This window comes from Xylanibacter oryzae DSM 17970 (genome assembly GCF_000585355.1).
GTDB classification, from domain to species: domain Bacteria; phylum Bacteroidota; class Bacteroidia; order Bacteroidales; family Bacteroidaceae; genus Prevotella; species Prevotella oryzae.
The window spans coordinates 1,933,688-1,959,333 of sequence record NZ_KK073873.1; the positions used below are offsets into that span (position 1 = coordinate 1,933,688).

Sequence of the window (25,646 nt, forward strand, 5' to 3'; positions counted from 1 at the left end):
TGTCATGGCTGAAAACAATTATATAAAACAATATCCCGATATCATGTCGGGGAAAAAAATACTTTACGTTCATGGATTCTGCTCTTCAGGACAATCAGGTACAGTTACAAAATTGAAGGAGTTTTTACCTGGAGCTGTATTTATTGCTCCAGACCTGCCATTACATCCGCAGGAAGCTATAGATCTATTGCATAAGACTTGTGATGAAGAGAATCCGGATCTTATAATTGGTACTTCAATGGGAGGAATGTATGCAGAGATGCTGTATGGATTTGACCGTATACTTGTTAACCCGGCTTTTCAGATGGGTGAGACTATTCTAAAGAATAATATGCTTGGCAAGAATACGATTCTCAACCCACGTAAAGACGGCGTGCAGGAATTCATTATGACTAAAGCGATGATGGAAGAATATAAATATATGACCGACCAATGCTTCAAAGGTGTTAATGAGGAGGAAAGTCGTAATCATGTATACGGACTTTTCGGTGATGCTGACCCAACAGTACATACCTTCGAACTATTCTGCGAGCACTATCTCAATGCCATACATTTTCACGGAGAGCATCGTATGAATGATGACATATTATACCACTCTATTATACCTGTAGTCAGATGGATTGATGACAAACAAGAGTCACGCGAAAGGCATATTATATATGTAAGTATAGATGCTTTACGTTCTGATGACGGAAGAGCAAAAGCTAGTGCTCAGAAAGCTTTCAGATATCTGCTTGAAAATTATGACCTCTACATTGTAGCATCTGCTCCTACCAATAATCATAAATATGCCGAAGAAGCCAACATATGGGTAGAAGAATATATTAATGTGCCTGCATACAACCGTCTTATACTCACTAATCAGAAAAATCTCCTTTATGGAGATTATTTGATAGATCCTTACAAGGTGGACGGTGCAGAGAATTTCATCGGCACATTATTACAGTTTGGTGAAGACCCGTTCAAAACTTGGGATGACACAATAGAATATTTCAGTCGTCTTGGTGGGCAATAATACAGTCGCGACATTCCTCCATTAACCATTTTGGTGTAGATGTCGCGCCACATATTCCTATTGTTTTAATTCCATCCAACCAATTAAAGTCTATTTCGCTTGCACTCTCAATAAGATGAGTGTTTGGGTTAACACGTATACTTTCATGATAAAGCACCTTTCCGTTGCTACTCTTACGTCCGCATACAAATAGTATCATATCATGTTTGGCAGCAAAAGCACTTATGTTTGGCATTCGGTTGGCTACTTGTCTGCATATAGTATCAAAACTTTTGAAAGTAGCATTTGCAGATATATGCGACTGTATATAATCTATTATCTTATGAAATTCGTCAAGAGATTTAGTAGTCTGTGAATATAGATACACATCACGATTGAAATCCAGCTTCTTGACATCATCGAATTTTTCTATCACAATAGCGCAACTATCGGTCTGTCCCACCAATCCTAATACTTCTGCATGACCGTTCTTCCCAAATATCACTGTCTGAGCATTCTGATTGGCATCAAACTGCCGCTTAATTCGTCTCTGTAGTTGAAGTACAACAGGACATGTAGCATCTATTATCTCAATATTGTTCTCTTCTGCTATCCGATATGTCTCAGGAGGTTCACCATGAGCACGAAGTAAGACCTTAACACCATTCAACTTCCTTAAATCATTGTGATTTATTGTTATCAGTCCCATCTTACGTAACCGCTCGCACTCCATACTGTTGTGTACAATATCACCTAGACAATACAACGTCTTACCGTCAGATAGTTCTTCCTCAGCCTTCTTTATGGCCGTGGTCACTCCAAAACAGAATCCACTGCCATTATCTATCTCTATTTGTATCATTTTTTAATTTCTTGAAAATAAGTCTCCACCAAGTCATTTGCAGCAGCAAATGATGTTTTTTCACCGCCAAGAACAGATTTTTCAGCCATTTTTAACTGTCGCTGAATAACATCACTATTGTAGAAACTATCACGCAGGTGTTCGTTTATACTCTCATACATCCAATACTTATTTTGCTCATTCCTTCTATATTGAAAATATCCGTTATCTTTTACGAAATCAACATATTCATATACCATATCCCAGATTTCCTTAATACCTTTTCCATAAAATCCGGAATAGCATAACACTTTAGGCATCCATCCACTTTCAGACCTAGGAAAGAAGTGTAGAGCATTACGGAAATTGCTAGCTGCCATGTGGCATTTATCTACATTATTGCCATCACATTTATTGATGACTATACCATCACTGATTTCCATAATTCCACGCTTAATACCCTGAAGTTCGTCACCGGTTCCTGCCAACTGTATTAAAAGGAAGAAATCAACCATCGAATGACATGCTGTCTCACTCTGTCCCACTCCTACCGTTTCGACAAATATTTTATCGAATCCGCCTGCCTCACACAGTATTATCGTCTCTCTTGTCTTACGTGCGACCCCGCCTAGCGAACCTGCCGTTGGACTGGGACGAATAAACGAATCCGGATGTTGCGCCAGCTTTTCCATACGTGTCTTATCACCCAATATGCTACCTTTAGTCCTTTCCGAACTAGGGTCTATAGCAAGCACGGCAAGTTTACCTCCATGCCCTTTGAGTACATGTATACCGAACTCATCTATAGAAGTGCTCTTACCTGCCCCCGGCACACCACTGATACCTACACGTATCGAATTGCCACTATAAGGGAGGCACTTCTCTATAACCTCCTGTGCCTTAGCATGATGATCAGGATTAACACTCTCCACAAGAGTAACTGCCTGACTTAGAATTGTAACATTACCTTTCAGTATACCATCTACCATATCAGCAGCAGACAGTTCATTATGATGAAAACGCCCACGTTTAAGATAAGGATTCACTATAGACGGTTGCTCTACTCCACCGTTTACTTGCAGACCTTTATACTCTTTACTGTTTTCAGGATGTTCCATCATTCTATTTTACATTTATTTTTATTACTACTTTGCCCATTGCCGGGTCATTAGTTATCATAAGCACGCGTGGACTACGTTTATCTGACTTAAGTTGCTGTTTATGTGCTATTACTTTTAACTTTGTAGTCTCTCCTGGTTTAAGAGAACGCTTACCTAATGTAACTTCAATGCCAGACGAAAACATCTGTAATGATGAGATTTCTAACTGACTCTTACCTATATTTGTGATGTCTATAGTACCGCTCAATTTTTCTTTCGAATCAAATTTGCCCAAATTTATATTCTCGTCAGATAACTTTATTTGAGGGGCAATTGCTCTTTGGGCATTTGTCATACTCTTAAAGTCAGGCAACAGAACACTTGAAACATTGATTGCAGTAGAGTCACATACTTTATCGCCTGGATAACGCGCCAAATATACAGAAGTCTGTGTAAGGCCGTAATCTCTAATTTGCTTTGAGTCAAGACTGATAACAATAGTTCCGTTATGTCCCGGAGCTATCTCAGCAGGTACAGCCTCAGCTTTAAGATAAGCAGGAAGGTGCATCACTGTAGGTTTATAGTTTCGATGACTGTTATTCAATATTTGCAACTGCTGTATTGGTTTATCGCCAAGGTTTACATTATCAAATTCAATATCATTTTTGTCTACACGTATTGTACCCATATCAATAGGATAAGTACCTGAATAATCTTTCAGTTCAGAAACAATAATACCCTTCATCTTAAGATAAACAGGTTCTTTAGATCCATTACTATATACAGCAATTTCCTTCTCGAAGTGTCCAAGAGTTTCTGCATCGTATACAGCAGTAATAGTAAATCGAACATTAGCAGATATCTCATTTTGAGGATAATCAACTGTTGTACATCCGCAACTAGATTCCACATTATTTATCTTAAGACGCCTCAAGCCTCTATTACGAAGTTCAAACTGGGCAGTAACAGGATGGCGGAATAGTATTTTGCCACAATCCACCTCACCTTTTGTTACAGTTATTCTCTGCGCAGATGCTGTCAACACTGCAAGAGAAAAAAGTGATAACATTAATAATTTCTTCATTATATTTTCTTTTTATATTCTAACTTAATATTCCTATTACTCTATCATTTTAATTCACCTTCAGCACCAGAGTCTTAGCCGTAGCACGATATTCAGGCGAGTAAGCTGATTGTACTGTGCACGTACCTGTTTCATATTGTCCGATACGGTCTATATAGTATTCTGTATCAATAACATGTATACCTTTACTCATATGATCAAAATAATAATTTGTCGCATTATCTTTTGGAGTACTATAATAACCAAAGCGATATCCACTTAATTGATTTACGGGTTCCATACATCCGGCACGCCTGTCTGAGACTTGAATAAAATCATAGTCACGGTCTGCTTTTATTGTTATACGAACCTTTATCTTATCTCCAACCTTTAGAGATTTAATATCACCTATTATATCCCGTTTTACGCTAATACCACTACTATAGTTTTCTATATCTTTTGAATTCTGCATGAACTGAGCATATACGGCGCCCCATGAAGTACCTTCTGATGTTTTATTTGCTGAGAATGTACGCATATCATCACCTATTTTTACTGCCTTAACATAGCCAAGACCTGCTACAGACTCTTGTGAATCCATTTTCTTTCCATTCAAATAAATAGCAGTTTTATCTTGTGCATTAAATACATTATTGTCACCATTTAGAAAAGCATAGACAGCATTAACACTATTTATTGGTGTATCCCAGCACTGTGTACGTTTCTGCTGCAAAAGCCAACATTGCATTTCTCCTATAGTTTGTTTATCTTCGGGAGTTACCATTTTTATTGCTTCAATCGCAGCAACCTCTGTTGGTATACGATAATCAAACCATGAGTATTCTGCTCTTGGTGTATCATAATATCGGCCCATATCCTCTTTATAAACAGAATATTCTTTCAAACTATTTATGTATTCCTTAGCTTTAGATGTATTATCCTTAGAAAAAATAACAGCAGCCATAGCCTTTTCATAAAGACTTTGTTCTTTTGTCATTTTTTGAAGTATATTAATAAGATAATCATTTGCCTCTCTTACATTATTTTTCAATGTTCTACCATCAAGAGCGCAAGAATAAAGAAAATTAAGTTGTGTATTGTTTATACTATTATGATGAATTCCTTTTTTTTCATCCTCTTTAATATTTTCCACGTCTTTCACTATATGTCTTCCCATATAGTTGAATGCATATTTGAGCATTTCTTTAGTATCCTGTTGCATACCTGCCATCTTATTTAGACGAACTATGGTCTTGATAACATATGCTGTTATACATTCACTTCCTTCCATATCCGGCCACCAGCTCCAAGAGCCATCTTCATTCTGCAACTTTTTAAGTTTATCAAGAACTGCAGATATATTATATTGCATACCGGATTCATCAAAGAAAGAAGACAACAACTGTTTCTGTTTTGTTTCATTATCTGCATCATTAACCCATGGAGTCTCATTAAGAATGAGATCCTTCAGTTCTTGATTTTTCATCAGACTACTCATTAGATTACTTTCCACATTTTTTTCATGCTTCCATAGATCTATAGTTGTCTTTATCTTTGGTGACTGATTCATTATTTCTTGCCCTAACTTATTAGCATAATAAGCTGAAACTAAACTAATGGCATTGTCATCTTTCTGCTGTCCGATAAAAGGCAGCGTCTGTATCATCATCCAGACAGGATTATTAGTATATTCTACAGTAAGTTTATTGCTTGCGTCCTTTACCGTAAACAATTTAGCAAGGTCTATATTTTTTACTCCAGGACCATATTGGTTAAACGCAACAGTTTTTGTAACCATTTCTTTTGCAGGAAGTACAGGCAGGTAATGTTGTTCCCCGTCACTAAAACCTTTACCATCAACAGTTACACGACAAATAAAAACGCCATCCGCAGACTTAAGAGCCGAAGCTGATAATTCAAAATTTACGCTTACCGTTTTGTCTGCTTCAACAGCAAATGGCTTGTTCTGAGCATAGACGACCTTATATGTTTCAGGATCTAGCAATTCAAGTTTTGCCGAGCCACTAACTTTCTTTTGTGAAGTATTAAATATTTTTGATGCGATAGAAGCCATATCACCCTCACGTATAAATCGTGGCATATTAGGTTGTACCATAACTATTTTCTTGGCTACAGTCTCACCACCAATCATACCATAGTTCATTAACGTGTCGTGAGCCAAAGCCATAAATTTCCAAGTTGTTACACTTTCAGGAAGAGTAAACTTTATTGATACATTGCCTTTTTTATCTGTCATTAAAGCCGGATAGAAAAATGCTGTCTCATTGAAATTTTCTCTTATTTGATTAGTATTGTCTTTGCTTGATTCTGATTTATTACTATCAACACTCTTAAGACTAACTTCGTTAATAGGCTTATAAGCTGATCCCATTTCCACATTTTCAGCCATCATAGTTTTACTTACGCCTTTTGCATTAAAAGCTCTTGATTTCATAGGTCCTACTACAGATCCTACAATACCAGTCTTGTACGGTTCTACCCAAAATTGGAAACAATCATCATCAAATTTGCTAAAATTCAAATTTCGAACCTGCAAATTATTATAATAGGCAGAACCACCAATATCAATACCATCAAAATATCCACATCTCCATGAACCTTCAGGCATATATTGGTATGTATAAGGATTAAAAGACCATGTATGATTTGTAAACTGATCTAATGATTTATCATACATAGAAGCCATCAATTGCGCGGAAGAAGCCTTTCCGTCTGGTCCGGATACATGAAGGGTCCATTCCTCTTTCTGACCCGGACTAAGACGATCACGGAAAGTAATCCATTTCAACACAAGACTTTTATCAGGCAATGGACGCTCTATTGTCGTTGAATAACTGTACATTTTACCGTCCTTGACCCATGCATATGTAACAAGTAGTCCTGTTCCATATTCATTTTTATAAGTAAACTTTCTTGTATTAAGCGCATTACTCAAGTCTATTACGCCATTCTCCAAAATAGTATCCCCAGATATTATATTGTATAATATGTGTGTGTGTTCATCAGAAGATCCAATTTGGACAGATACGGGATTACTGTCTGTACTAAATTTATCGGATGTTTTATAAAACCATTCATGTGTATTTACACACGGCTTAGTATCGTCAAGACTAAAAACTATAAACTTTTTCTCTATCGTATCATTTTCACATATAGCAGTAAGTTTATGAAGCCCGGAATTCAACATTATCCCATTAAGATTAAAGAGCGTTTCTTTATTAGTTTTTGCTTCTGACGGAACGTAACTACCATCAATATAATACTTTACATTACCATCTATATTAATCCCTGCTTGATTTTTAAGATAGAATGTTATATTCTTCAGACTGTCTCTTTCTATCTTATCCGGAAGGTCACAATCAAAAGCTGTCTGTTTGCTACCTAATGGCAAGCTCATTGTTCCATCATGAGATTCACCTCCTAAATCTGTTACAGTTACATTAGCTATGAAGTTAAAGAAATGTGCCAAAGTATACCCGGTTTCCTTTTTTTCATTCACATCACCAGGTAATACCATAGGCATCTCTATTTTGAATCCGCCTTTACTATCGGTAATTGCAGTGCCTTCATACATCATATCCTCGCCACGGTTACCGGTTCCATAATTCCACCACCAAAAAGCCTGCCGACGAGTAACTTTATAATTCACCTTTGCCCCTTGCACAGGCAAACCTGCATATGATAAGGCATGAGCTGTAATCTCAAGAGTATCACCATTATGATACGCTGTATTAATTTCAGGGAACTTTATCTCAAAAGTAGGACGCTTATATTCTTCTACTCTAAAAAAAGAACTAACCATACTACCATAATTACTATTTATTGAAAATTGTCTGGAGAGTGTATTCTGAGGTAATACGAAATCTGCCGACGCTGTACCAAATTTATCTGTAGTTACAGTCTTACTTTCGATTTTATTATCATCTGCATCAAACAAAGTAAGTTTTAAAGTTTTACCTGCTTCCGCAAAAGTAACAATACCACCTTTATTCTTAAATGCGATGGCAGATGCATGCACAATCTGTCCTGGTCTGTATATTGCCCGATCTGTATAGACATTTACATAATCAGCATCTGTTCTACCTTCGTAGTAACTAAACTGATTCCACATATTTGTTTTTGGATAATACTTATCTGTATCAGTATATGCTAGTATCTCGTAAGGCCGATGCTTACTGTATTGATATATAACTTCTCCTTTTGTATTACAAACTAACATAACAGAATCCTTTTTATTTCCAGATAAGTTATCAGAGAATAATTTGATTTTTGTTCCTGCTATAGGTTGTCCTGTTGTAGCACTAACAACTGCAATACGGATTTTCTTACCGGGAAGTTCTTGATTAATGACAAACAAATCACTAACGAAATATAGACATCTCTTTGTTTTTATATTTTTATTGTCTGTAGAAAATTCAATAAGATAAGCGCCAACAGGTAATTTTCCTATTACCATAGAATCTTCTATTAATTTATATACAGGTTCTCCGATGTATCTCTTTGTCTGATTTATAACATTAGCTTCTGTAACAAATTTATTAAGCTGCTTATATCCAGATTCATCATCAGGATTAAGACTATTGTCTGCATCAATTGACAACCTGCTTACATGCATTGTTAACTCATTGATATTACGAATATCGGTAAACTTCACAATATTCTGTTTATCGGGTAATGCAACTTCACTTTTTATGTTTGCATTAAACTGTGGCTGAGTTAATTTTTTTTCTTCATTACGCAATATATTCATTCTTGGCCAACTGCCCCATTTACCTAAAGCGTAATGAATATATCTTATTTTATCTTCAGCACTAACTTTATTGCATTGCAACATATAGTTATAACGTTCAATAGCCAATTCGCCGCATTCCTTAAGGTCTGAATATTCACTAATCAGCGAATCTAAAGATACAATATATTTTGATTTATTGACGTTGCATTCAGGTGCGACTCTACCTCCACGAACTATATTGAGTGCTGTCATCATAGTAGCGGGACGATTATTAACGCCAGCATAATATTTGTGCATTACCTTATAATCTTCTGCTTCGAAACCAAGGAGACTTAGCAAATCATTGTCGAATATCCTACTATCGTAGCCTGTATGAACAAATGGAACATATTCATATTCTTTATGAGCAGCCAACAACGAAGGATTAGAAAGAGACTTCATAAAATAATTTTGGCTCAACACCTTATTATTTTCTCCAATTATAAGATTCTGCTTATATATCCGCCCTAATATAGATTGGTACACAGCAGCCAAAACACTATTTGATTTTTCAGCCTGTTTTTCTTGTTCTACCAGTCTGGAGACAGCCGGTTGCAAAGAATCAAGTGAAACAGAAGTCATAACTGTAATACTTTTTAGTTCTGCACACAGCAACTGACCATATTTCCCCTCTTTTTTGGCGAGACTAGAAATATCTCTTAACAATGCTATTTCCGATTTAGGTAAATCTTTATTATGTGCCTCTTCTACCTGTTTCCAAAGCAAAGAGTAATTATCGGCAATTACATTGGTCGCAAATAACGACAACAAAAAAGTAGCAAAAACTAGTTTTTTCATATTATTCCATTTTTTAGTGCAGATACGGAGTGGCCAATTTCCACTCTAGCTGCAAATTTAATATATAAATCTGAGAAGTGGAAATAATTGCACGCAAAAAAACAAATAAAGCTAAAACTACTTTACATCGCCAACATTACCAGTACGTTTCAATACACCCCATGTCTGCAGCTCTCCTTTAATAGCTTTAATGTAACTCTCGAACAACACGAAATACATTATCCAGCGGTAGAAGAATCTCTGTGGTATTATCCATAGCAAAACCCAGAACCGTTCTTTTTCAAAGAGATAAGCCATTATAGAAACACTTGCATCTACAATTAGGAATACCAAATAGTACGATAATATCTTACTCGCATTCCCTGAGAATAGGCCCAAAATCATAAGTAAATCGGCTATCGGTGAGAATGTCGGTATTATAAACTGGAACACAAGCATGTTAGGTAACGCCCATAATCCAAGACCTTTATATTTTTTATCAAATATAGCACCACGATGTTTCCAGAAAGTCTGCATGACGCCAAAACTCCATCTAGTACGTTGTTTTACAAACTGTTTCAACTTTTCAGGAGCCTCAGTCAGAGCTACAGCCCTGTTCTCGTTTTCGACCAGATAACCAGCTTTTAAGACACGTATCGTAAGGTCGCAGTCTTCTGCCAATGTATCTATTGAAAGTCCACCGGCATCCTTAATGGCCTGCTTACGGAATGCTCCAATAGCCCCTGGCACAACAGTTATTGCATTTATGCTGGAGTAAGCCATGCGGTCAAAGTTCTGACTGGTAGTATATTCTATAGATTGCCACAATGTAAGTATATTGCGCTTGTTGCCAACCTTCACATTTCCAGCTACAGCTCCGACTTTGCATTCTTTGTCAGAAAAGAAGTGGCGCATCAATATAGAAACAGCATCATGATACAGTTTTGTATCCGCATCTATACATACTACATATTCAGCATCAGTATGTTCAATACCATAGTTTAGTGCAGATGCCTTACCTCCATTAACCTTTGTTAGAATTTTAACCTTATCATTTCCTTCGAGGGCATCTTTTACACATTTGTATGTTCCATCCGTACTACCATCATCAACAAATATTATATCCATATTAGGATAATCTTGTTCAAGCAAGTTTGTGAGAGACGACACTGCATTGACTTCTTCATTATATGCAGGTACTATTATAGACACCTTAGGCAGTTCAGCTTTATCCATGTCAACTATATCTATATTCAATTCTGCCTTTTCACGTTTTTCTTTTCTCTTTTCCTTTATGGTAAGAGTAAACATGAAAATCAGACGGCACATTCCCAATATTAGGAATATTATGAAGAGAGCTGTAATGAAATCGCTTGCCTCATAAATAATAGTTGCGAGTGTAAGATTTGCCTGCATTGCATAGTAGGCTCTACCTTTGTCTACCGGCGGCATCAACTGTGCCTTCGTCTTGCCTAAATACTTGTCAAGTGTAATAAATTTATATCCGTGTTTCTGCAGATATTCTATTATACGTGGCAGAGCTTTTACTGTCTCCTCACGAGTTTCTCCACCGGCATCATGCAACAGTATTATATGACCATTACCTTGTTTTACTTCACTTATTACCCTATCAAATATCTGGTCTGCTGTAACACCTGGTTCCCAGTCGTTTGGGTCGATAGATTCACCAATATCTACATAGTGCCTCTGACTTGCCAGCACAATAGGAAGTATTTCATCATTACCAGCCGGATCACTATCTGCATTATATGGAGCTCTGAACAAGATAGTGCTGTTGCCTGTTATACTCTCTAGCAGCAAACGTGTCAGTTTAAGTTCCATAAATGTTCTCTCAGGCGAATTTTCAGCAACATTATGATGCGTAAAAGTATGATTACCTATAAGATTACCGGCATCGAGTACTTTCTTTACCATAGGCAGATTCTTCTCCATCTGGAGTCCCACCATAAAGAATGCAGCATGCAACTTATAATGTTTCAGTATTTTAAGTACTTGTGGCGTCCATCTACTGTCTGGTCCATCATCAAAAGTAAGTAGCAATTCTTTTGGTCCTGCCTTACCGTATTTTCTCAACTGATAAGAGGTAGGTATGGCCTTGTAATATTCGTCAGCTACCAGAATATTATCATTGTCCATTTCTATCTTCACACTTCCCGGATGCGGGGTAGAAAGTACATCAAGTACTTCACCTGTTCCAAGATAGTTTACATCATGAATACCGGGAAGGTCTTCAAGTCCTCCAATGCGGAAGATCGCAGCCTTACTACGAATCATATCCTTATTATAGAACTGCCATATACGATCGTCTTCACTTCCAAGACGCCACAAGCCATAACCAGCCATACCATATTCTGCACCAAATCTCATGACATTAAAAGTCGTAGCAGCATCTGTAAAGTATACTTGATGAACAGTCTGGTCATCATCCGCATATGCAAAATTAAGGTTATAAGTATCCTCGTCAAACGAAATATCTGCTTCAGTATCAGATGCTATCGATAAAGCTTCATTATAAGAAACGTTCTGATTATTATCCCCCTTGGCGGTCCAGTCATAGCCATAAGCAGCCAGACCAAGCACAATTTTTTCACTTGGGACATCCTTTGCAAGATCGTCAACTACAGCCTCTATCCACTTCTGCGAACTGATTGGGCCGGCTGTACCGTCGGATGCATGTTCATCATAAGCCATAACGAAGAGGTAATCATCGTATTTTGCCAGATCTTTTACATTATAGTCAGTATTAAATGGCATAATGTCTTGTGTTACATACAGACCATGTGCATGAAAAACGTCAGACATCTCCTTGACGAATTCAGTGACATACTCATCGGTATTCTCCTGCAATTCCTCAAGGTCAAGATTTATACCCGCAAATTTATATTTAATACACTGCTTAAGCGCATCATTAATAAATGCTTTCTGCTTAGCCGGATTATGCATTATACGTCCTATACTCTCACCATGGAATTTTTCTTTATAGTTATTAGTCAGCATAGGCATAACAGGAATGCTGTTCTTCTTCATAAGGTCATATCCCTTATGATCAATTTTGACCTCCAACTTGTCAGTCTTAGGGTTGATAAAGAACCACTCAGGTATTACCAGATTAAGTTTTTTAATATTGCGTTTCAGTGATAGAAACGACTGAGGATCCCATGATACATAGTATGCCGAACGAATTCCTGCTGTTTTACTACTCCAGTCAGCTATATATTTCATGGTGACGCTGTCACCATTACCAATGAACCTACTTTGTTTTTCGGCCTCCTTAGCATAATTGCTATGTGCCTTTTTCTCTAGAAAGAAGCTTCTGAAACCCTTGTATTCGCGTGCAATCTTATTATCCTTAAGATAAGGTTTCTGAGCAGATACCACACTACGGTAGTCTTGCTTGAACGGCATATTTGGTATACCGTCTATAATAAACATAACGATAAAAACCGAGATTAGCAGTATTGCCAAAAAAGAAATAAGCCTGATACTCCACTTAAATTTATTCCATCTTGATGTGGAATCAGTTTGAAAAATCTGTTTACCCATATTAATTTTGCTGCCAAACTTTATTCTGACACTGCAAAAGTACACAATTATCGTTATATAACATCTATGTTAACAAAAAATATCACGAATTTGCAGAATATTTTACGCTAAACCAGAATGTAGAACCCTTGCCCAACTCAGATTTTACTCCAATTTGGCCTCCTGCCTTATCCAATATTGCCTTACATATATATAGCCCAAGCCCTGGACCTATTGATGACTTGTCTATTTTTTCAAACTTTTCAAATATTCTGTTCTGGTCCAATTTATCTATACCTATTCCTGTATCAATTACCAATACTTTCAGTAAAGATTTTTCTATCTTATAATCCACCGTGATGCTACCGCTGGGTGTAAACTTATCAGCATTTAGCACAAGGATCTTCAACACTTCACCAAGATGCAGAGGGTCAAGATGCACAGGACAAGATTCATGTTCAACAAGTTTTAGTTCCACTCCATCATGAATATTTGGGCGTATATTATCCACTAAATCATGCATAAACGATTTTATATCAAACTCATTTCGATTAAACAGATAATATCCGCTTTCTAATGATGACAAAGACAGGGTATCATTAATTATTTTTATCAACAGATCAGAGTTTTTCTGCATTATGTCCATAAAGAATTTGCGTTCTTCTTTAGTAACATCTGTATCAAGCAACTGCATAAATCCAATTATTGTATTAAGTGGTATTCGTATATCATGACTGATATTATGAATAAAAGCCTTTTCCATTTTGTCAGTAGATTCAGCATGCAAATACATCTCGTGCAGTTCGTCTATGTATTTATGTATAGAATCCGTATTTTTTAATACCGCAATATACTTTATTGGAAAGCCTTCATTATCTGTATCATAAGGGAATATATCTATATTCTGCCATGAGTAGTTATTCTTTCCTTGAAATTTGAATTTTAATTTGCAAGAATACAAACCAGTTCCATGATTTGTAGTATATCTCACCATTTTTTTTGCAACATCGATATCATCAGGATGAACGCTTTTGTAGAATTCTTCTACTTCATAACCATCTTTCAGATCCAGAGTTTTGGGGTCCCAATTATAGAACATACATTTATTTACATCATATTGCATATATGATATCTGGTTTTTCTCTGATATTACGGTCATATTCTCCTGCAGTCGAAGTGTCTGGTTATATTTCCTATAGAATTTTCTTGCAGAGTAGAAGTAATACAAAGAAACGAAAACAAATATAACCATCACAATCGAGTCTAACACCAAAAGAGTGTCATGCGATATCTTATTCTCATAATAAAAATTATAAAGTTGCATTATTCCTAATACTGCAACTATCATTATTACAATAAATATACTAATTTCAAATTTCTTTTTTGCTTTCATGGTATTAAGTTATTATTATAAAAAAATGAGGTTGTGTCAAACACAACCTCATTTATATTTATTGTGTTGTGAAACACATTAATAGTTAAGGAATAACTACATCTTGGATGTAATCTTTCCATGGCATAACTGTCATTGTCATATCATTACGGAAACAATCAAGAACAAGTACTACATCAGATCCAGCGCCAACAGACAATTTTTTACCATTTATGTCACGGTCCAATGTCTGTATTAGCTTATCGCCTCTGTAAATTGATACAGTTACATACTCTCCCTTTTTCGTTGGAAAAGTTCGAACTGGAGCAGTTACAAATTCATTATTATCATTAAAATGAGCTGGAGGTGTATAAATAATTGAGTCACCGGTTACCTCACCAGAAAACGTCAAATTACTACGAAAACCAGATAATACAACTTTGTAATCATCATAATTACCAAATGATTCCTTAAGTTGCTTAATAACTACTCTTAAAATTGCCGGCTGGTTACTCAATACTATTGTTGTATCAACTGTTGTACCTCCTCTTGTCATAGTGCAATCGTATCTTCCATAATAAAGAGACGAAGGTAGCGTATATCCGCCATCGGTTTTATCTTTTAATACGCTGTATGACATTTTACTTATGTCATCACCATACTTTGGAGTATAAACTATTGCACTGTCTTTGCTTGAAGATCCTATAGTAACTAGTGTAGCAGAACCTGCACCACTATCATAGCTTATTTTGTAACTGCCATCAGCATCTGACGTTACGATGCGATCAAACTTACCATTAATAAAGAGATATGCTTGCATATTACCTTTAACAGAATCTGGCAGAATTCTACCAATACTATCTTTAGGTGATGTAACGACAGAACACTGAACACAATTGTCATTGTTCTCATCTATACATGAAACCTGTAGCAGTATTGTCACTGCTACAAGTATCAAATATTTAAAAGCGTATCTCGGCATTCTTTACTTCTTATTAATTGAAGATAACATCTTGAGTCAGAGTATTACTCCAACTAGCTACGCTTACTGTAACATCTATGTTTGCAGGATTTATATCTTTCGTTGGATCAGTAATTCCTTCAGATTTTATTTTAGCAGTAAGTGTATATGTTTGGTTCGGTAATACTCCACCCAATGCACTTGTGCCTGCCTTACCACTAGCATCACCTGTAATTGTAGTTCCTGCTTGCGAACGACCTATTACAATTGGATAATAAACAGTAACTGCATTTCCTACTTTTGGAGTAAATGTACCTTTAATAATTAATCTTATTTTATTTTTAGCAATTGTAGTACCATCATAGACAGTATTCGGATACACATAGAAAAAATGATTAGCTGTATAAGGAACTAAAGCTGATGCAATAGTACCTGAAGTCAAAAATGTTGCACCAATAGGAGCATTTTCACCATTCAATAAGGTTGCTGATACGGTTGGGGTACCTGCTGCTGGAGTACCTGATTCCCATGGTGTAAGAAATGTAGACGTAGAAGGGGCTCCTGACATAAAAATTTCCGTTGGAACAAATGTTGCGCCTGAATACGCACCAGTCGCATCAAATTCTGTAGAAATACCCTTTATAGAAATTCTTGATACCATACGATATAAACTAACGACTGCACTATTACTACCTGCCGTAACCGATTTTGATCCAACCATTGGTATATATAAAGCACTTTGTACGTTTTGAGTACCTGCAGTTTCTGATACGGCAGTAAAAGTCCCTGCATTATACCCTGTAGATGCAGTAATACTTAAATTTTCTGTTTTTGAAAGAAAATCTGTTTTATTAGTAACACCTGCAAAAGTAGTTGAAGGGACATTTGCGACAACAATTATATCCGGATTTGAAGATGTTGCTGTTACCGTTGTTTTATTTGAACCATCCAACGAAGGCATTGTAATATTATCAATTGTTCCATCACTATTAAAGACTCCAACAATGACATTATTTATTTTTGTTTCATCAGAAGGATCAGCAGCCTGAGTCTTTGTTTCAATTGAATACTGAGCTCCTTGCAACGTAAGCTGAAATTTGTGCGGACCTGTATTTTCCGCTGTTTCGACAGTATCACTGCTCGAACAAGATGTCAGTAGTCCAATAGACAACAATACTGACATTAATAAATAAACCCTTTTCATAATCTATTTTTTTTAGTTAATAATTCTCTTATTTCCACACAACTCTCGTTATGCAAGAACATCGAGTTCTCGATTCCTATAAAACTAGCATACAAATTAGCATCATAACACGCCATAAAATATTTGCTGCTAAAATTCTGAAATCTGGTATTAATATAACCAGACCATTAAACCCCGATTCCTTTATTTTAAATTATATTATATTACAGAACACAAAATTCTGATATTTCTAAAAGCCAACATTCATTGTTGCATTATTCATTGTTGAAACTGATGTTTGAACAGTTATTAATACTGGTGTTATATCATCACCAGGACTATCAACTCCGATTCCTGCTATTGTAAGTTTTATATTATATATTCTATTTGCATCTATCTGTGAATCCGTACCTTGTACGCCGCCTATGGTAGAACCATTTTGTAAGTGATTTACTATTATAGGATAATATTTTGTTACACCAGTAGGATCTGATACAGTTTTAAAGAGTCCTCTTACAACCAATTTTGTAGGATTAATCGCACTATGTGGATATACATAAAAGAAGTATGGATTTGTATCAGATGGCGCTGATGGTGAAGCTCCACTGCTAAGATAATTAGTTACACTTCCTAATGAATATTCACCACTTACATTACCGGAAACAGTATTACTTACCCAATCAGAAAGATTATTATTTGCATTATACATAAAGATCTCCGTTGGAGTAAACGTACAACCTGCATAGCCTCCACTAAAAGCAGTTTTAATGCTTGTTAAAGCCACACGTGCAACTTTTCGAGTAAGTATTACCGGATTAGAAGTTCCTCCCCAAGTATTTGTAGCAGACCATACTATAGATATTACATCAGAAGACATAGGCAAGGCCGTAGTAGTCTGTGAATTAGCGGTTGATACATTTGTTTTGGACAACCCATTAGAGGATGTGGTGTAACCTAAATCCTGAGCAATAGTTTTAAACCCATTTAAGTTCTTTGTTCCCAAAAATGCATTTGTAGGTGCATTAGCAACTACTATTATTTTTTTTGCATCAGTAGTAGTAATGAACTTTTCGTCACCATTATATGTATATTCATGTAAAGTCACCAAATTATCATTTGCATCAAACAATGCTGCACAAACGTTATGCAAAGTTGCTTCATCCGTACCAATAGTATTACCACCATCAGAAGGTACCGTTATATTAGCTCTAGATTTAGCCTTATTTACTGAAACAGAGTCTGACTTTAACGACAAACTGATTGTAGCCGGTTTATAACCGTCCACTAAATTATCATTGGTACACGAAACAATTGTACCAGATATTAATACCAGAAATGTTGCTAAATAGAAAGACTTCATTAAACTATTGACGTTATTATTTATTTCTTTATATATTTCAATACATCTTCAGACTGCATTACACCAGCAGCTCTAGCCATACGCAGATATACTTCTGCCTTATCTGTATTACCTTCAAGCAAGTATAGTAAACCATAGTTGTTATATGCTCTAGGATCTGTATCAAGTCCATTCAGGTAATGCTGAGCTGAACGAACATCTTTTCTTGTCAACGCTACTGCGGCTGCATTAATATTGGCTACAGGATTATCATGGAAAATACGGGCTGACAAGTCAATTACATCATTAAACTCGCGCGAACCTTTTTCATAACTCTGACTTACATTCCAGAAGTCTGTCAATGTCATAGAACGTGGGCTCTGTTTCATAAGTAGACGACCTGTTGCAGCATCCACTCCCTTACGGTTGTATACTAAGGTATATGCTACACGGTGTACTTTAGGGAAAAGAACAGTACGCATATACTGGTATGGTATTCCATCATACAAGTCTTGCAATACAGTTTCACGACCTGCTGTTACAGGCACATTGTGCATGATATCACATGCAGCTTCCTTAAGATTCATACTACTCTCTGAAGTTAGTGTCTGTATACTGTCCCAATCTTCTGCTATCCAACTAACATCAAGCATATTGCTGGCTGTAAGTTTATTGTTCATAAGATATCGTTTTAGAGACAAGGCACGCTTCATTGATTTCAATTCATTAAGATTGTGGTTACCTATAGGAGAACCGTATCCGGTTACCTTTGCAGAATTTAAACTTGTACCATACAACTGGATAGTTGTGTTTATATCTTTATACAATGTATCATAAATCATTCTATTCTGTTTATTAATACTCAATTTAGAATTAATTCCATATAGAGATATTATTCCTTTATGAGTCATAACGTCACAGTCTGTTCCAGATGGGTCTATATACTGCACCCATGTAAGAAGTTGTGCGCTTGTAACGCGTATGTCTCCTACAGAAATAGGTTCGTTATCGAATGGAATTGTGACCAATACTCTATCTTCATAATGATGAGGTGTTACATTATATGATGTATTCTCTTCGCTCTGTACATATAGAGAGCTTCCTTTCATCCAGAATTCATATGGAATTGTTGTGTCGTATACGAAATAACGGCGCTCAGCTTTTTTGTCTTTTACAACCACTGCAACATTAGAGCGACGAAAACGACGCAATGTTTCTGCACGGTGCATTGTCTTAGCGAGACGGTCTCCGTCTATTACTACAGAAGAAAGACGACACTGAATAGTATCGCTCTTAAGCACCGGAGTAAAGATAAGTGATTCGCCAGAAGGTACAGCTGTGTCATCATAGCTTACTTTCATATGCACACGTAGCATATCTCCATCGTGATGGAAGGTCTCTTCAGAAACGTAAAGTTGGCCTTTGTAAGCAGTCTGAGCGGATACTGTTATGCTGAGTGTAGCTAAAAGCAGTAACAGTAATGATTTACAATTAATCGTTTTCATATATTATTTATTATTTTTCTTTTCTTAATTTATTAAATAGACAAATGAAAGATTCAGACGCGAAGGCCCAATATAATTGGTGTTAGCGTGCTGCTCTCTATATCCACATGAACCACATCTATAACGGTCATAATGAAAGTGGAGATAGTCTACACTCATACTGGCCTCTATACCCCAATGTGGAGAAAGTATCCAGTGATAACCACACGAAAGACCTCCTCCTATAAAGTTTCCTTGATAGCGTTTGTCGCTATTACAAAACAAAGAGAAAGGCATCCTGCTTACGTTATATTTACCCCACAAAGCATTGAATCCCCAATAAAAACCAGAGAATGCTGTATAAGTCCAAAATCTGAGTTCCGGTTGAAAAGCCAATACTTTCCACTTTCGATTACCTGGGTATTCAATAGGATTATATATACATGACAATTCAAATGTCTTAACGGTATCGATGCGAATTTCCATTCCTAAATTGGGAATGACAGCAGCATCATATAAGACATTGCTCTTTATAGCAAATTTCTGTGCAAAAGCATTTGCTGTAACTAAGAAACTCAACATAAAGAAAAAAAGAAGGCGTTTTGACCTACTAGATATACATAATGTATACATATATCCAATAAAATTGTATGCGCGCGTGTATGTATGTGTGTGTATGTACGTATGTACGTTGGAAATATTTTTCAATTTCGCAAACAAATTAACACATTTAACATATACCATTTTCAAAACTTTCTATATTTAATTTTAGTCATTCAAAGGTAGATTTATTTTCAACTTAAAACAAATTTTTACGCAGAAAATTTGCGCATGTACCTATTTTGAACAATAATACAGTGTTTTAGAATAATAAAACATTCCTAAATACAAGATTTCACTATAAATAGTTCCTAAATACTGCAAAAATATATCATAAGATAAATATGTAAATAATGTAGAAAAACTGTCTTTTTAGAGCATTAATTTGATAAAACCATACAACAATCATCGAAATATCAAAAAGGTAACAATAAATATCTTCTTTTTTTGTTAAAAATTGTCATTGACTTTATTTACTTATAAAAAGTTTATATATTTGCATCCAAATTGAGACATCAATCTCATTCAAAGGAATCGATAGTAAATATACAATTTATGGTGAATTTAAAAAATTCAGGCCTAATGGTCTTTTTTTTATCCTGTATATTAATTTTATTTTCATGCAATGCTAATTATTCGATAAATGATGAAAACGGAAATAATGGCATTACAAATCTTAAAATAAATATTAATGTACCGGAGGAAACTAATATTACACGTACAGTAAGTGATGCGACAATTAATGATATTAATGCATTCATATTTGATAATGATGGTTTTCTTATAGGACATAGTTACACAACTAACGTATCATCAATAACTGTTCCTACAAGACTAATAAATACAAGTACATGTACAATATGCGTTGTAGCAAATTATGGTAGTGATATAACAACAATAAACACATTAGACGGATTACGTAAAATACAGACATCTATAACATCAGCAAGCGATATCGCAAATAAATCAGCAGAAAGGATGTACGGTGAGACTTCATCAACAGGTATAACATCTGGAGCTACTATTAATGTTACATTACTACACCTCTATAGCAAATATACATTTGTAATAACTCCCAAAGCAGGTTCAGGAATAACCGTAACAAGTTACCAGCTTTGTAATGTCTCTAATACCAGTTATTTATATCCATTCGGTACTACTATGGTAAACCCCTCAAGTAATTTTCCTAGTTTTGCTAGTGTTACGACCTCTGCAGCAGCCGAGGCCGCAGTAACTACCCCTACATACTATATATATGAAAATTATCCAGGATTAAACAAAAATGATTTCTCGGATGTAACAGGTCGCAACAGCACTAATGCCCCATCAAATTCGAGTTATCTTGTAGTAACGGCCCAAACTAGCACATGGAATTCCACCTATTATATTTACTTGGGTGGAAAAGATGCTACTAATGACTATAAGATTTTTAATATTCCAAGAGATTACAATTTCACCTATAATATTGCTATTACAGGAAGTGGTGCAACTGACGCCAGAGTAAGCTACAAAGCAAATATTTACTATAGTAGTGATCCTTCTGTTAATCCTTGGTCACCAGTTACCCCAATAGAAGTACCAATGTAAAGAATCACTTCACAGCACTGATAATCTTCTCATTAGCATAATCTATTCTGTTAGTATCCATTGACTTAAGATATATTCTGGTCGTTTTTTCTGATGTATGCCCCATTCCATCGCTTATCACATCAATAGGTACTTCCATCTCAAGAGCAGCGCTTGCCCATGAGTGTCTGGCAACATACATAGTAAGATTACAATCAAGATTTAAGTCCCGAGCTATTTTCTTTAAGTTATTGTTTATAGCTCTCTGCCTACTACGATATTGCGTTCTTTGCTTTTCCTTTGCAGAATTGACTATAGGTAGAAGGTAAACACTATCGTCTGAAGGATTTCGCATTAGTATGTCCTGCATACATTCCTCCCACTTTATTGATAATAACTGTCCCGTTTTCTTTCGTCTGTAAGTAAGAAATCCATATTTTATATCGCTCTTTCTAAGGAATGCCATATCAACAAAAGACATACCCCTGGTATAGAAGCTAAACATAAACATATCTTTAGCATATAGCATCGATTTGTTTTTTGTATTTATCTCCCTAATTATTTTTATCTCATTTATTGAGATTGCACGCTTTAAAGTTTTATCAACTCCTGTATAAACATGCCTGAAAGGTCTTCCATCATATATAAGTTCCGTGTCAACAGCTCTGTTGTAAACAGCACGTAGTATCCTCATATAGAAAGAACTTGAGTTCATTGAAACCCCTTCGTCCCTCAAATATTTCTCATAAGCTTCAATGATAGAGCAGTCGACGTTTTGCATTTTTATATCCTTACTTTTTCTAAACTTTTTGAAGCTCCTCAATGTGCTAGTATATGTTTCTGCTGTACGGTTATGTCCATTTTTGGAAAGTTGGGTAATAACATTTTTCATAAAAGAGAACAATGAGTTCTTGTCGTCTTTTAATGGTGTTTTTTCTTTAGATATGCGCCCATTTCCATTGTTATCAACCTTTATAATAATGTCCTTACCTTCTTTAATAGCCGCAGCAGGAATATCAATAATAATCCTTACCATAAAATACCCTTATTTTTGAAGGCCCAAAGGTAAGATAAAAATTGCAAATATTAATATGTTCTTTACTCTATGATAAAAAAATAATTAAAAAGTCATTTTACATATCACAATAACAAATAACCAATACTAAATAACATTAATACAATAATACCTTAACCAATCGCTATTACGGAATAAATGTTATTCTTGCATAACCATTGCCATCATGTCCTGTTTCTGTTGTTCCTCCAGGTGATGGCATAGAAGCATTACCTGCGATCATATTTGGGCCACTAAAAACATATAGGGAATAATGATTAGGAGTACCTGTAGACCTAATGTCACTAGCCGTTGATGATGAATAGATTGCATTACATCCTGTATATCCGGAAACGAATGAAGATCCACCACCTGCACCACTGTGACCACCACCTGCACCCGCATAATATCCGCCACCCCCACCTGCTTGCGTATTTATAGAGTTTGCTCCATTACTAGCAGTTGTTGCATATCCAAACTGACCTGCATTAGGCTGAAAGACATAACCATTTGACCATACGCCTTGACCGAGATCGACCCAACTCGCGACTCCTCCTGATGTTTGAGAACCTCCTGTCAATATTGAGTACCCATAAGTCTGAGTATGGTTTATTGACTGTCCAGTCCCTCCGGTTAGTCCTCCTCCATAACCACCATTTCCGTCACCATAGCCTTCACTCCTCAAACATGCGCCGCCACCACCACCAGCTACTATTATTCGTGATTTTAAGCTATTAAAATCATTCCAATTCCCATTTACAAGCCTAATATCTGTTCCACCACCGCCAGAGCCTCCAATCGTCGGTTGGTAAGAAACTCCCCCACCGTTATATCCTCCATTAGATTGTCCAACATATACATAAAAAACATTCCCATTATTTAACGATAAACTACCTACAGTATATCCACCATTTCCACCTACATATGTCATATCTCCCCCTGAAGCTCCCCAACATTCAAATTTACTAGTTCCATATAATGGTATAGTGAAACTCTGAACATCACCTGTATAATTAAAGTTTGCTATAAACTTATAAAATACGCGACTTGCATTTGTTGCTGTCAATGCTGAATAACCTCCTGATGGTATTGTTGCTGAAAGAGGTGCTGACCATGCATCATTATCTGCTGTTATACTATTGAATGTGGTACTTGTACCTGCCTTAGATATATAATAATACTTATTATTGTACAATAGAGGTTGATTTCCTGAGAAATTACTTGAAGCAGTAACTGTAGTCTTGTCAGAAGAATCTGAATAGGTCGAATTACCTCCTGTATAAGTTCTTGTAGTTGGGACACTCTTTGATCCAAGGGTTATTACGGCCAGTCCCATCTTATGTGCCATATTAAAAGTGATACTGCTGGCAGTGCTGCTTATTGTCCCCATTGAAACCTGAAGATCATTTGGATTGAACTTATTTGCTGTATTCTGGTCTGATGTAACTGTCCAACCTGATATCACACTCGAAAAGAATGCATCAGAACTTGTTGCTGAAGGTGATACACTGGATGAAGTATAGCTATCCTTATATGGATAATAGGCAAAGTATTTATACTGAGGAGAAAAAAGCAAACCGGTAGACAACACCCAGCTACTACCATTATAGGTGGCTTTAACATTCGAATTCTTTATATTGTTATTCTGGTCTACAACATAAATTCCTACGTCACTAGTTGAAAAATTTGTAGTAGGAGTAGCAACGCCACCCCAAGAACTTGGATAGGAAATTGTTCCAAGGGTCATAGTATTTACAGATGATGTGGAAAGCTTGTATATTATTGATGTACCAGCCGCCCAAGTAGTACCGGCCAGAGAGGCGGTAAGTGTCTTGTCTCCATTGCCATTATTAAAGACGGCTTCTATTACAGCTGTACTGCCGGAGGCAAATGATTGGGGAATCATCATCATTGTGTTTGTTCCACTTGTAAGGGCAACATCTGACGTTCCATCTATCGTAACGCCAGTTGTTCCATTTAGATTGATACTTATATTGCCGGTACTAGTTCCGCTACTTGTATTCCAAGTGTTGGTTGATAGATTATACGTAGCTGTAGTTATTGCATTCTTTATTGATATGCTTTTGAAAACACCAGGAACCATATCCTTACCTACAGCGAAGGTGATAGCAGTAAGAGCATGAGAGAATGTCATATTGACGCCCACATTGGCTGACGACTTACTTCTGGTCTGGTTGATTGACTTGGAGGTCATAAGGTCCGGCTGGCTTGGGACATCTGTATTTGCTGTATATGTCACAGAAGGAGTACCTGATGATGATGCACCCGCAACTGTCACATTGCTATTACCAAAAGGACTATATGAGAAGAATGAAAGTTTGTCACCATTATCAGGCCAAAAATAGTCTGTGCCGGTCTTCCACATGCCACCTGCCAAAGACACTTCCTGATTATTTATGAAATCAGGGGCTGCACCACTTAAGTCTGTAGCTGTACTTGGTGTTCGATAAGCCAACACACCGAAAGAATTAACCATATTTGAAGATGTATAAGGAGAACCACGGGTAGGAACAACAGTTTCTGTAGACTCGTCAATGATACGCGCACCACTTTTAGTCATCGGCTTATCGTTTGCGTTCTGTATATGTATTCCTATCTGTGTTACCGGATGAAGATAAAGAGGCGTATGCAAATTAGATTTTACAATAAGCGGACCGTTTTCATTACTCTGAAGCACAGAACGGGTCGTTTTGGAATCTTGCGAAGAATTATTAGAAGTGCCATTAATCCAACCTTCCGTAGCTATCGCTTTAAATGAAATCTTATTCGTGGATAAATTAGAATACACAAAACCTTCACTTTCTGAACAAGAGCAGATGCACAAACAGACTATTAGTAATAAATATAAAGAGCATAATAAGTCTATATACTTATTCCTTTTAAATTTCCTAGACATATCCGATTCCTTTTCCCATGTCTCTTCTCTCCGCGAGAGAAGAGAAACAAAAGAGAATCA

15 protein-coding genes are annotated in these 25,646 nt (G+C 36.3%); 2 read left to right on the plus strand and 13 right to left on the minus strand.

Features of this window, described 5'->3' with window-relative positions:
- The first annotated feature begins 4 nt into the window (after positions 1–4).
- The gene (locus XYLOR_RS07810; protein ID WP_036878261.1) at positions 5–1,015 is read left to right on the plus strand and encodes a YqiA/YcfP family alpha/beta fold hydrolase; all 1,011 of its coding nucleotides are present in this window, start codon (positions 5–7) and stop codon (positions 1,013–1,015) included.
- Here XYLOR_RS07810 and XYLOR_RS07815 read toward each other — a convergent pair.
- The 11 genes from XYLOR_RS07815 to XYLOR_RS07865 form a co-directional block, all read right to left on the minus strand.
- Positions 993–1,856: a 4-hydroxy-3-methylbut-2-enyl diphosphate reductase gene (locus XYLOR_RS07815; RefSeq protein ID WP_036878262.1), complete on the minus strand. Its 864-nt coding sequence runs from the start codon at positions 1,854–1,856 to the stop codon at positions 993–995. The two genes, XYLOR_RS07810 and XYLOR_RS07815, sit on opposite strands and share 23 nt — an antisense overlap.
- Positions 1,853–2,953, minus strand: coding sequence for a methylmalonyl Co-A mutase-associated GTPase MeaB (gene meaB, locus XYLOR_RS07820; protein ID WP_036880921.1), 1,101 nt, complete (start codon positions 2,951–2,953; stop codon positions 1,853–1,855). The genes XYLOR_RS07815 and meaB overlap by 4 nt, the downstream gene beginning before the upstream one ends.
- A 4-nt stretch (positions 2,954–2,957) precedes the next feature.
- Positions 2,958–4,019 (minus strand): DUF1573 domain-containing protein, encoded by a 1,062-nt coding sequence (locus XYLOR_RS07825; RefSeq protein ID WP_051508935.1) that lies wholly within the window; start codon positions 4,017–4,019, stop codon positions 2,958–2,960.
- 49 nt (positions 4,020–4,068) lie between these two features.
- Positions 4,069–9,588 carry an alpha-2-macroglobulin family protein gene (locus XYLOR_RS07830; RefSeq protein ID WP_036878266.1) on the minus strand — a complete coding sequence of 1,840 codons (5,520 nt, stop codon included), beginning with the start codon at positions 9,586–9,588 and terminating at the stop codon, positions 4,069–4,071.
- Between the two features lie 117 nt (positions 9,589–9,705).
- Positions 9,706–13,131, minus strand: coding sequence for a trifunctional glycoside hydrolase family 18/polysaccharide deacetylase/glycosyltransferase family 2 protein (locus XYLOR_RS07835; protein ID WP_036878268.1), 3,426 nt, complete (start codon positions 13,129–13,131; stop codon positions 9,706–9,708).
- A gap of 82 nt (positions 13,132–13,213) precedes the next feature.
- Positions 13,214–14,503, minus strand: coding sequence for a sensor histidine kinase (locus XYLOR_RS07840; RefSeq protein ID WP_036878270.1), 1,290 nt, complete (start codon positions 14,501–14,503; stop codon positions 13,214–13,216).
- A gap of 85 nt (positions 14,504–14,588) precedes the next feature.
- Positions 14,589–15,464 (minus strand): FimB/Mfa2 family fimbrial subunit, encoded by an 876-nt coding sequence (locus XYLOR_RS07845; RefSeq protein WP_036878272.1) that lies wholly within the window; start codon positions 15,462–15,464, stop codon positions 14,589–14,591.
- A gap of 13 nt (positions 15,465–15,477) precedes the next feature.
- On the minus strand, positions 15,478–16,647 hold the full coding sequence (locus tag XYLOR_RS07850) for a fimbrial protein (RefSeq protein WP_084608556.1): 1,170 nt from the start codon (positions 16,645–16,647) through the stop codon (positions 15,478–15,480).
- Positions 16,648–16,876: 229 nt separating this feature from the next.
- On the minus strand, positions 16,877–17,986 hold the full coding sequence (locus tag XYLOR_RS07855) for a fimbrial protein (RefSeq protein ID WP_036878276.1): 1,110 nt from the start codon (positions 17,984–17,986) through the stop codon (positions 16,877–16,879).
- 20 nt (positions 17,987–18,006) lie between these two features.
- Positions 18,007–19,470: a DUF3868 domain-containing protein gene (locus tag XYLOR_RS07860; protein WP_084608557.1), complete on the minus strand. Its 1,464-nt coding sequence runs from the start codon at positions 19,468–19,470 to the stop codon at positions 18,007–18,009.
- Positions 19,471–19,494: 24 nt separating this feature from the next.
- On the minus strand, positions 19,495–20,031 hold the full coding sequence (locus XYLOR_RS07865) for a DUF3575 domain-containing protein (RefSeq protein ID WP_036880925.1): 537 nt from the start codon (positions 20,029–20,031) through the stop codon (positions 19,495–19,497).
- Between the two features lie 573 nt (positions 20,032–20,604).
- Here XYLOR_RS07865 and XYLOR_RS07870 point away from each other — a divergent pair.
- Positions 20,605–21,636, plus strand: coding sequence for a DUF4906 domain-containing protein (locus XYLOR_RS07870; protein WP_154655703.1), 1,032 nt, complete (start codon positions 20,605–20,607; stop codon positions 21,634–21,636).
- 4 nt (positions 21,637–21,640) lie between these two features.
- Here XYLOR_RS07870 and XYLOR_RS07875 read toward each other — a convergent pair whose 3' ends face one another.
- Together XYLOR_RS07875 and XYLOR_RS13360 are read right to left on the minus strand one after the other, a co-directional pair.
- On the minus strand, positions 21,641–22,651 hold the full coding sequence (locus XYLOR_RS07875; protein ID WP_084608558.1) for a tyrosine-type recombinase/integrase: 1,011 nt from the start codon (positions 22,649–22,651) through the stop codon (positions 21,641–21,643).
- A 166-nt stretch (positions 22,652–22,817) separates the two neighbouring features.
- Positions 22,818–25,586, minus strand: a complete 2,769-nt coding sequence (locus tag XYLOR_RS13360) for a glycine-rich protein (protein ID WP_154655704.1) — start codon at positions 25,584–25,586, stop codon at positions 22,818–22,820.
- Positions 25,587–25,646: the final 60 nt, after the last annotated feature.

What these genes read in the sequence shown, in the direction of transcription:
- XYLOR_RS07855 (WP_036878276.1), bottom strand. Translation starts at nt 17,986, where the DNA reads ATGAAGTCTTTCTATTTAGCAACATTTCTGGTATTAATATCTGGTACA.
- XYLOR_RS07850 (WP_084608556.1), bottom strand. Translation starts at nt 16,647, where the DNA reads ATGAAAAGGGTTTATTTATTAATGTCAGTATTGTTGTCTATTGGACTA.
- XYLOR_RS07870 (WP_154655703.1), top strand. Translation starts at nt 20,605, where the DNA reads ATGGTGAATTTAAAAAATTCAGGCCTAATGGTCTTTTTTTTATCCTGT.
- XYLOR_RS07845 (WP_036878272.1), bottom strand. Translation starts at nt 15,464, where the DNA reads ATGCCGAGATACGCTTTTAAATATTTGATACTTGTAGCAGTGACAATA.
- XYLOR_RS07830 (WP_036878266.1), bottom strand. Translation starts at nt 9,588, where the DNA reads ATGAAAAAACTAGTTTTTGCTACTTTTTTGTTGTCGTTATTTGCGACC.
- meaB (WP_036880921.1), bottom strand. Translation starts at nt 2,953, where the DNA reads ATGGAACATCCTGAAAACAGTAAAGAGTATAAAGGTCTGCAAGTAAAC.
- XYLOR_RS07825 (WP_051508935.1), bottom strand. Translation starts at nt 4,019, where the DNA reads ATGAAGAAATTATTAATGTTATCACTTTTTTCTCTTGCAGTGTTGACA.
- XYLOR_RS07810 (WP_036878261.1), top strand. Translation starts at nt 5, where the DNA reads ATGGCTGAAAACAATTATATAAAACAATATCCCGATATCATGTCGGGG.
- XYLOR_RS07875 (WP_084608558.1), bottom strand. Translation starts at nt 22,651, where the DNA reads ATGGTAAGGATTATTATTGATATTCCTGCTGCGGCTATTAAAGAAGGT.
- XYLOR_RS07835 (WP_036878268.1), bottom strand. Translation starts at nt 13,131, where the DNA reads ATGGGTAAACAGATTTTTCAAACTGATTCCACATCAAGATGGAATAAA.
- XYLOR_RS07840 (WP_036878270.1), bottom strand. Translation starts at nt 14,503, where the DNA reads ATGAAAGCAAAAAAGAAATTTGAAATTAGTATATTTATTGTAATAATG.
- XYLOR_RS07815 (WP_036878262.1), bottom strand. Translation starts at nt 1,856, where the DNA reads ATGATACAAATAGAGATAGATAATGGCAGTGGATTCTGTTTTGGAGTG.
- XYLOR_RS07860 (WP_084608557.1), bottom strand. Translation starts at nt 19,470, where the DNA reads ATGAAAACGATTAATTGTAAATCATTACTGTTACTGCTTTTAGCTACA.
- XYLOR_RS13360 (WP_154655704.1), bottom strand. Translation starts at nt 25,586, where the DNA reads ATGTCTAGGAAATTTAAAAGGAATAAGTATATAGACTTATTATGCTCT.
- XYLOR_RS07865 (WP_036880925.1), bottom strand. Translation starts at nt 20,031, where the DNA reads ATGTTGAGTTTCTTAGTTACAGCAAATGCTTTTGCACAGAAATTTGCT.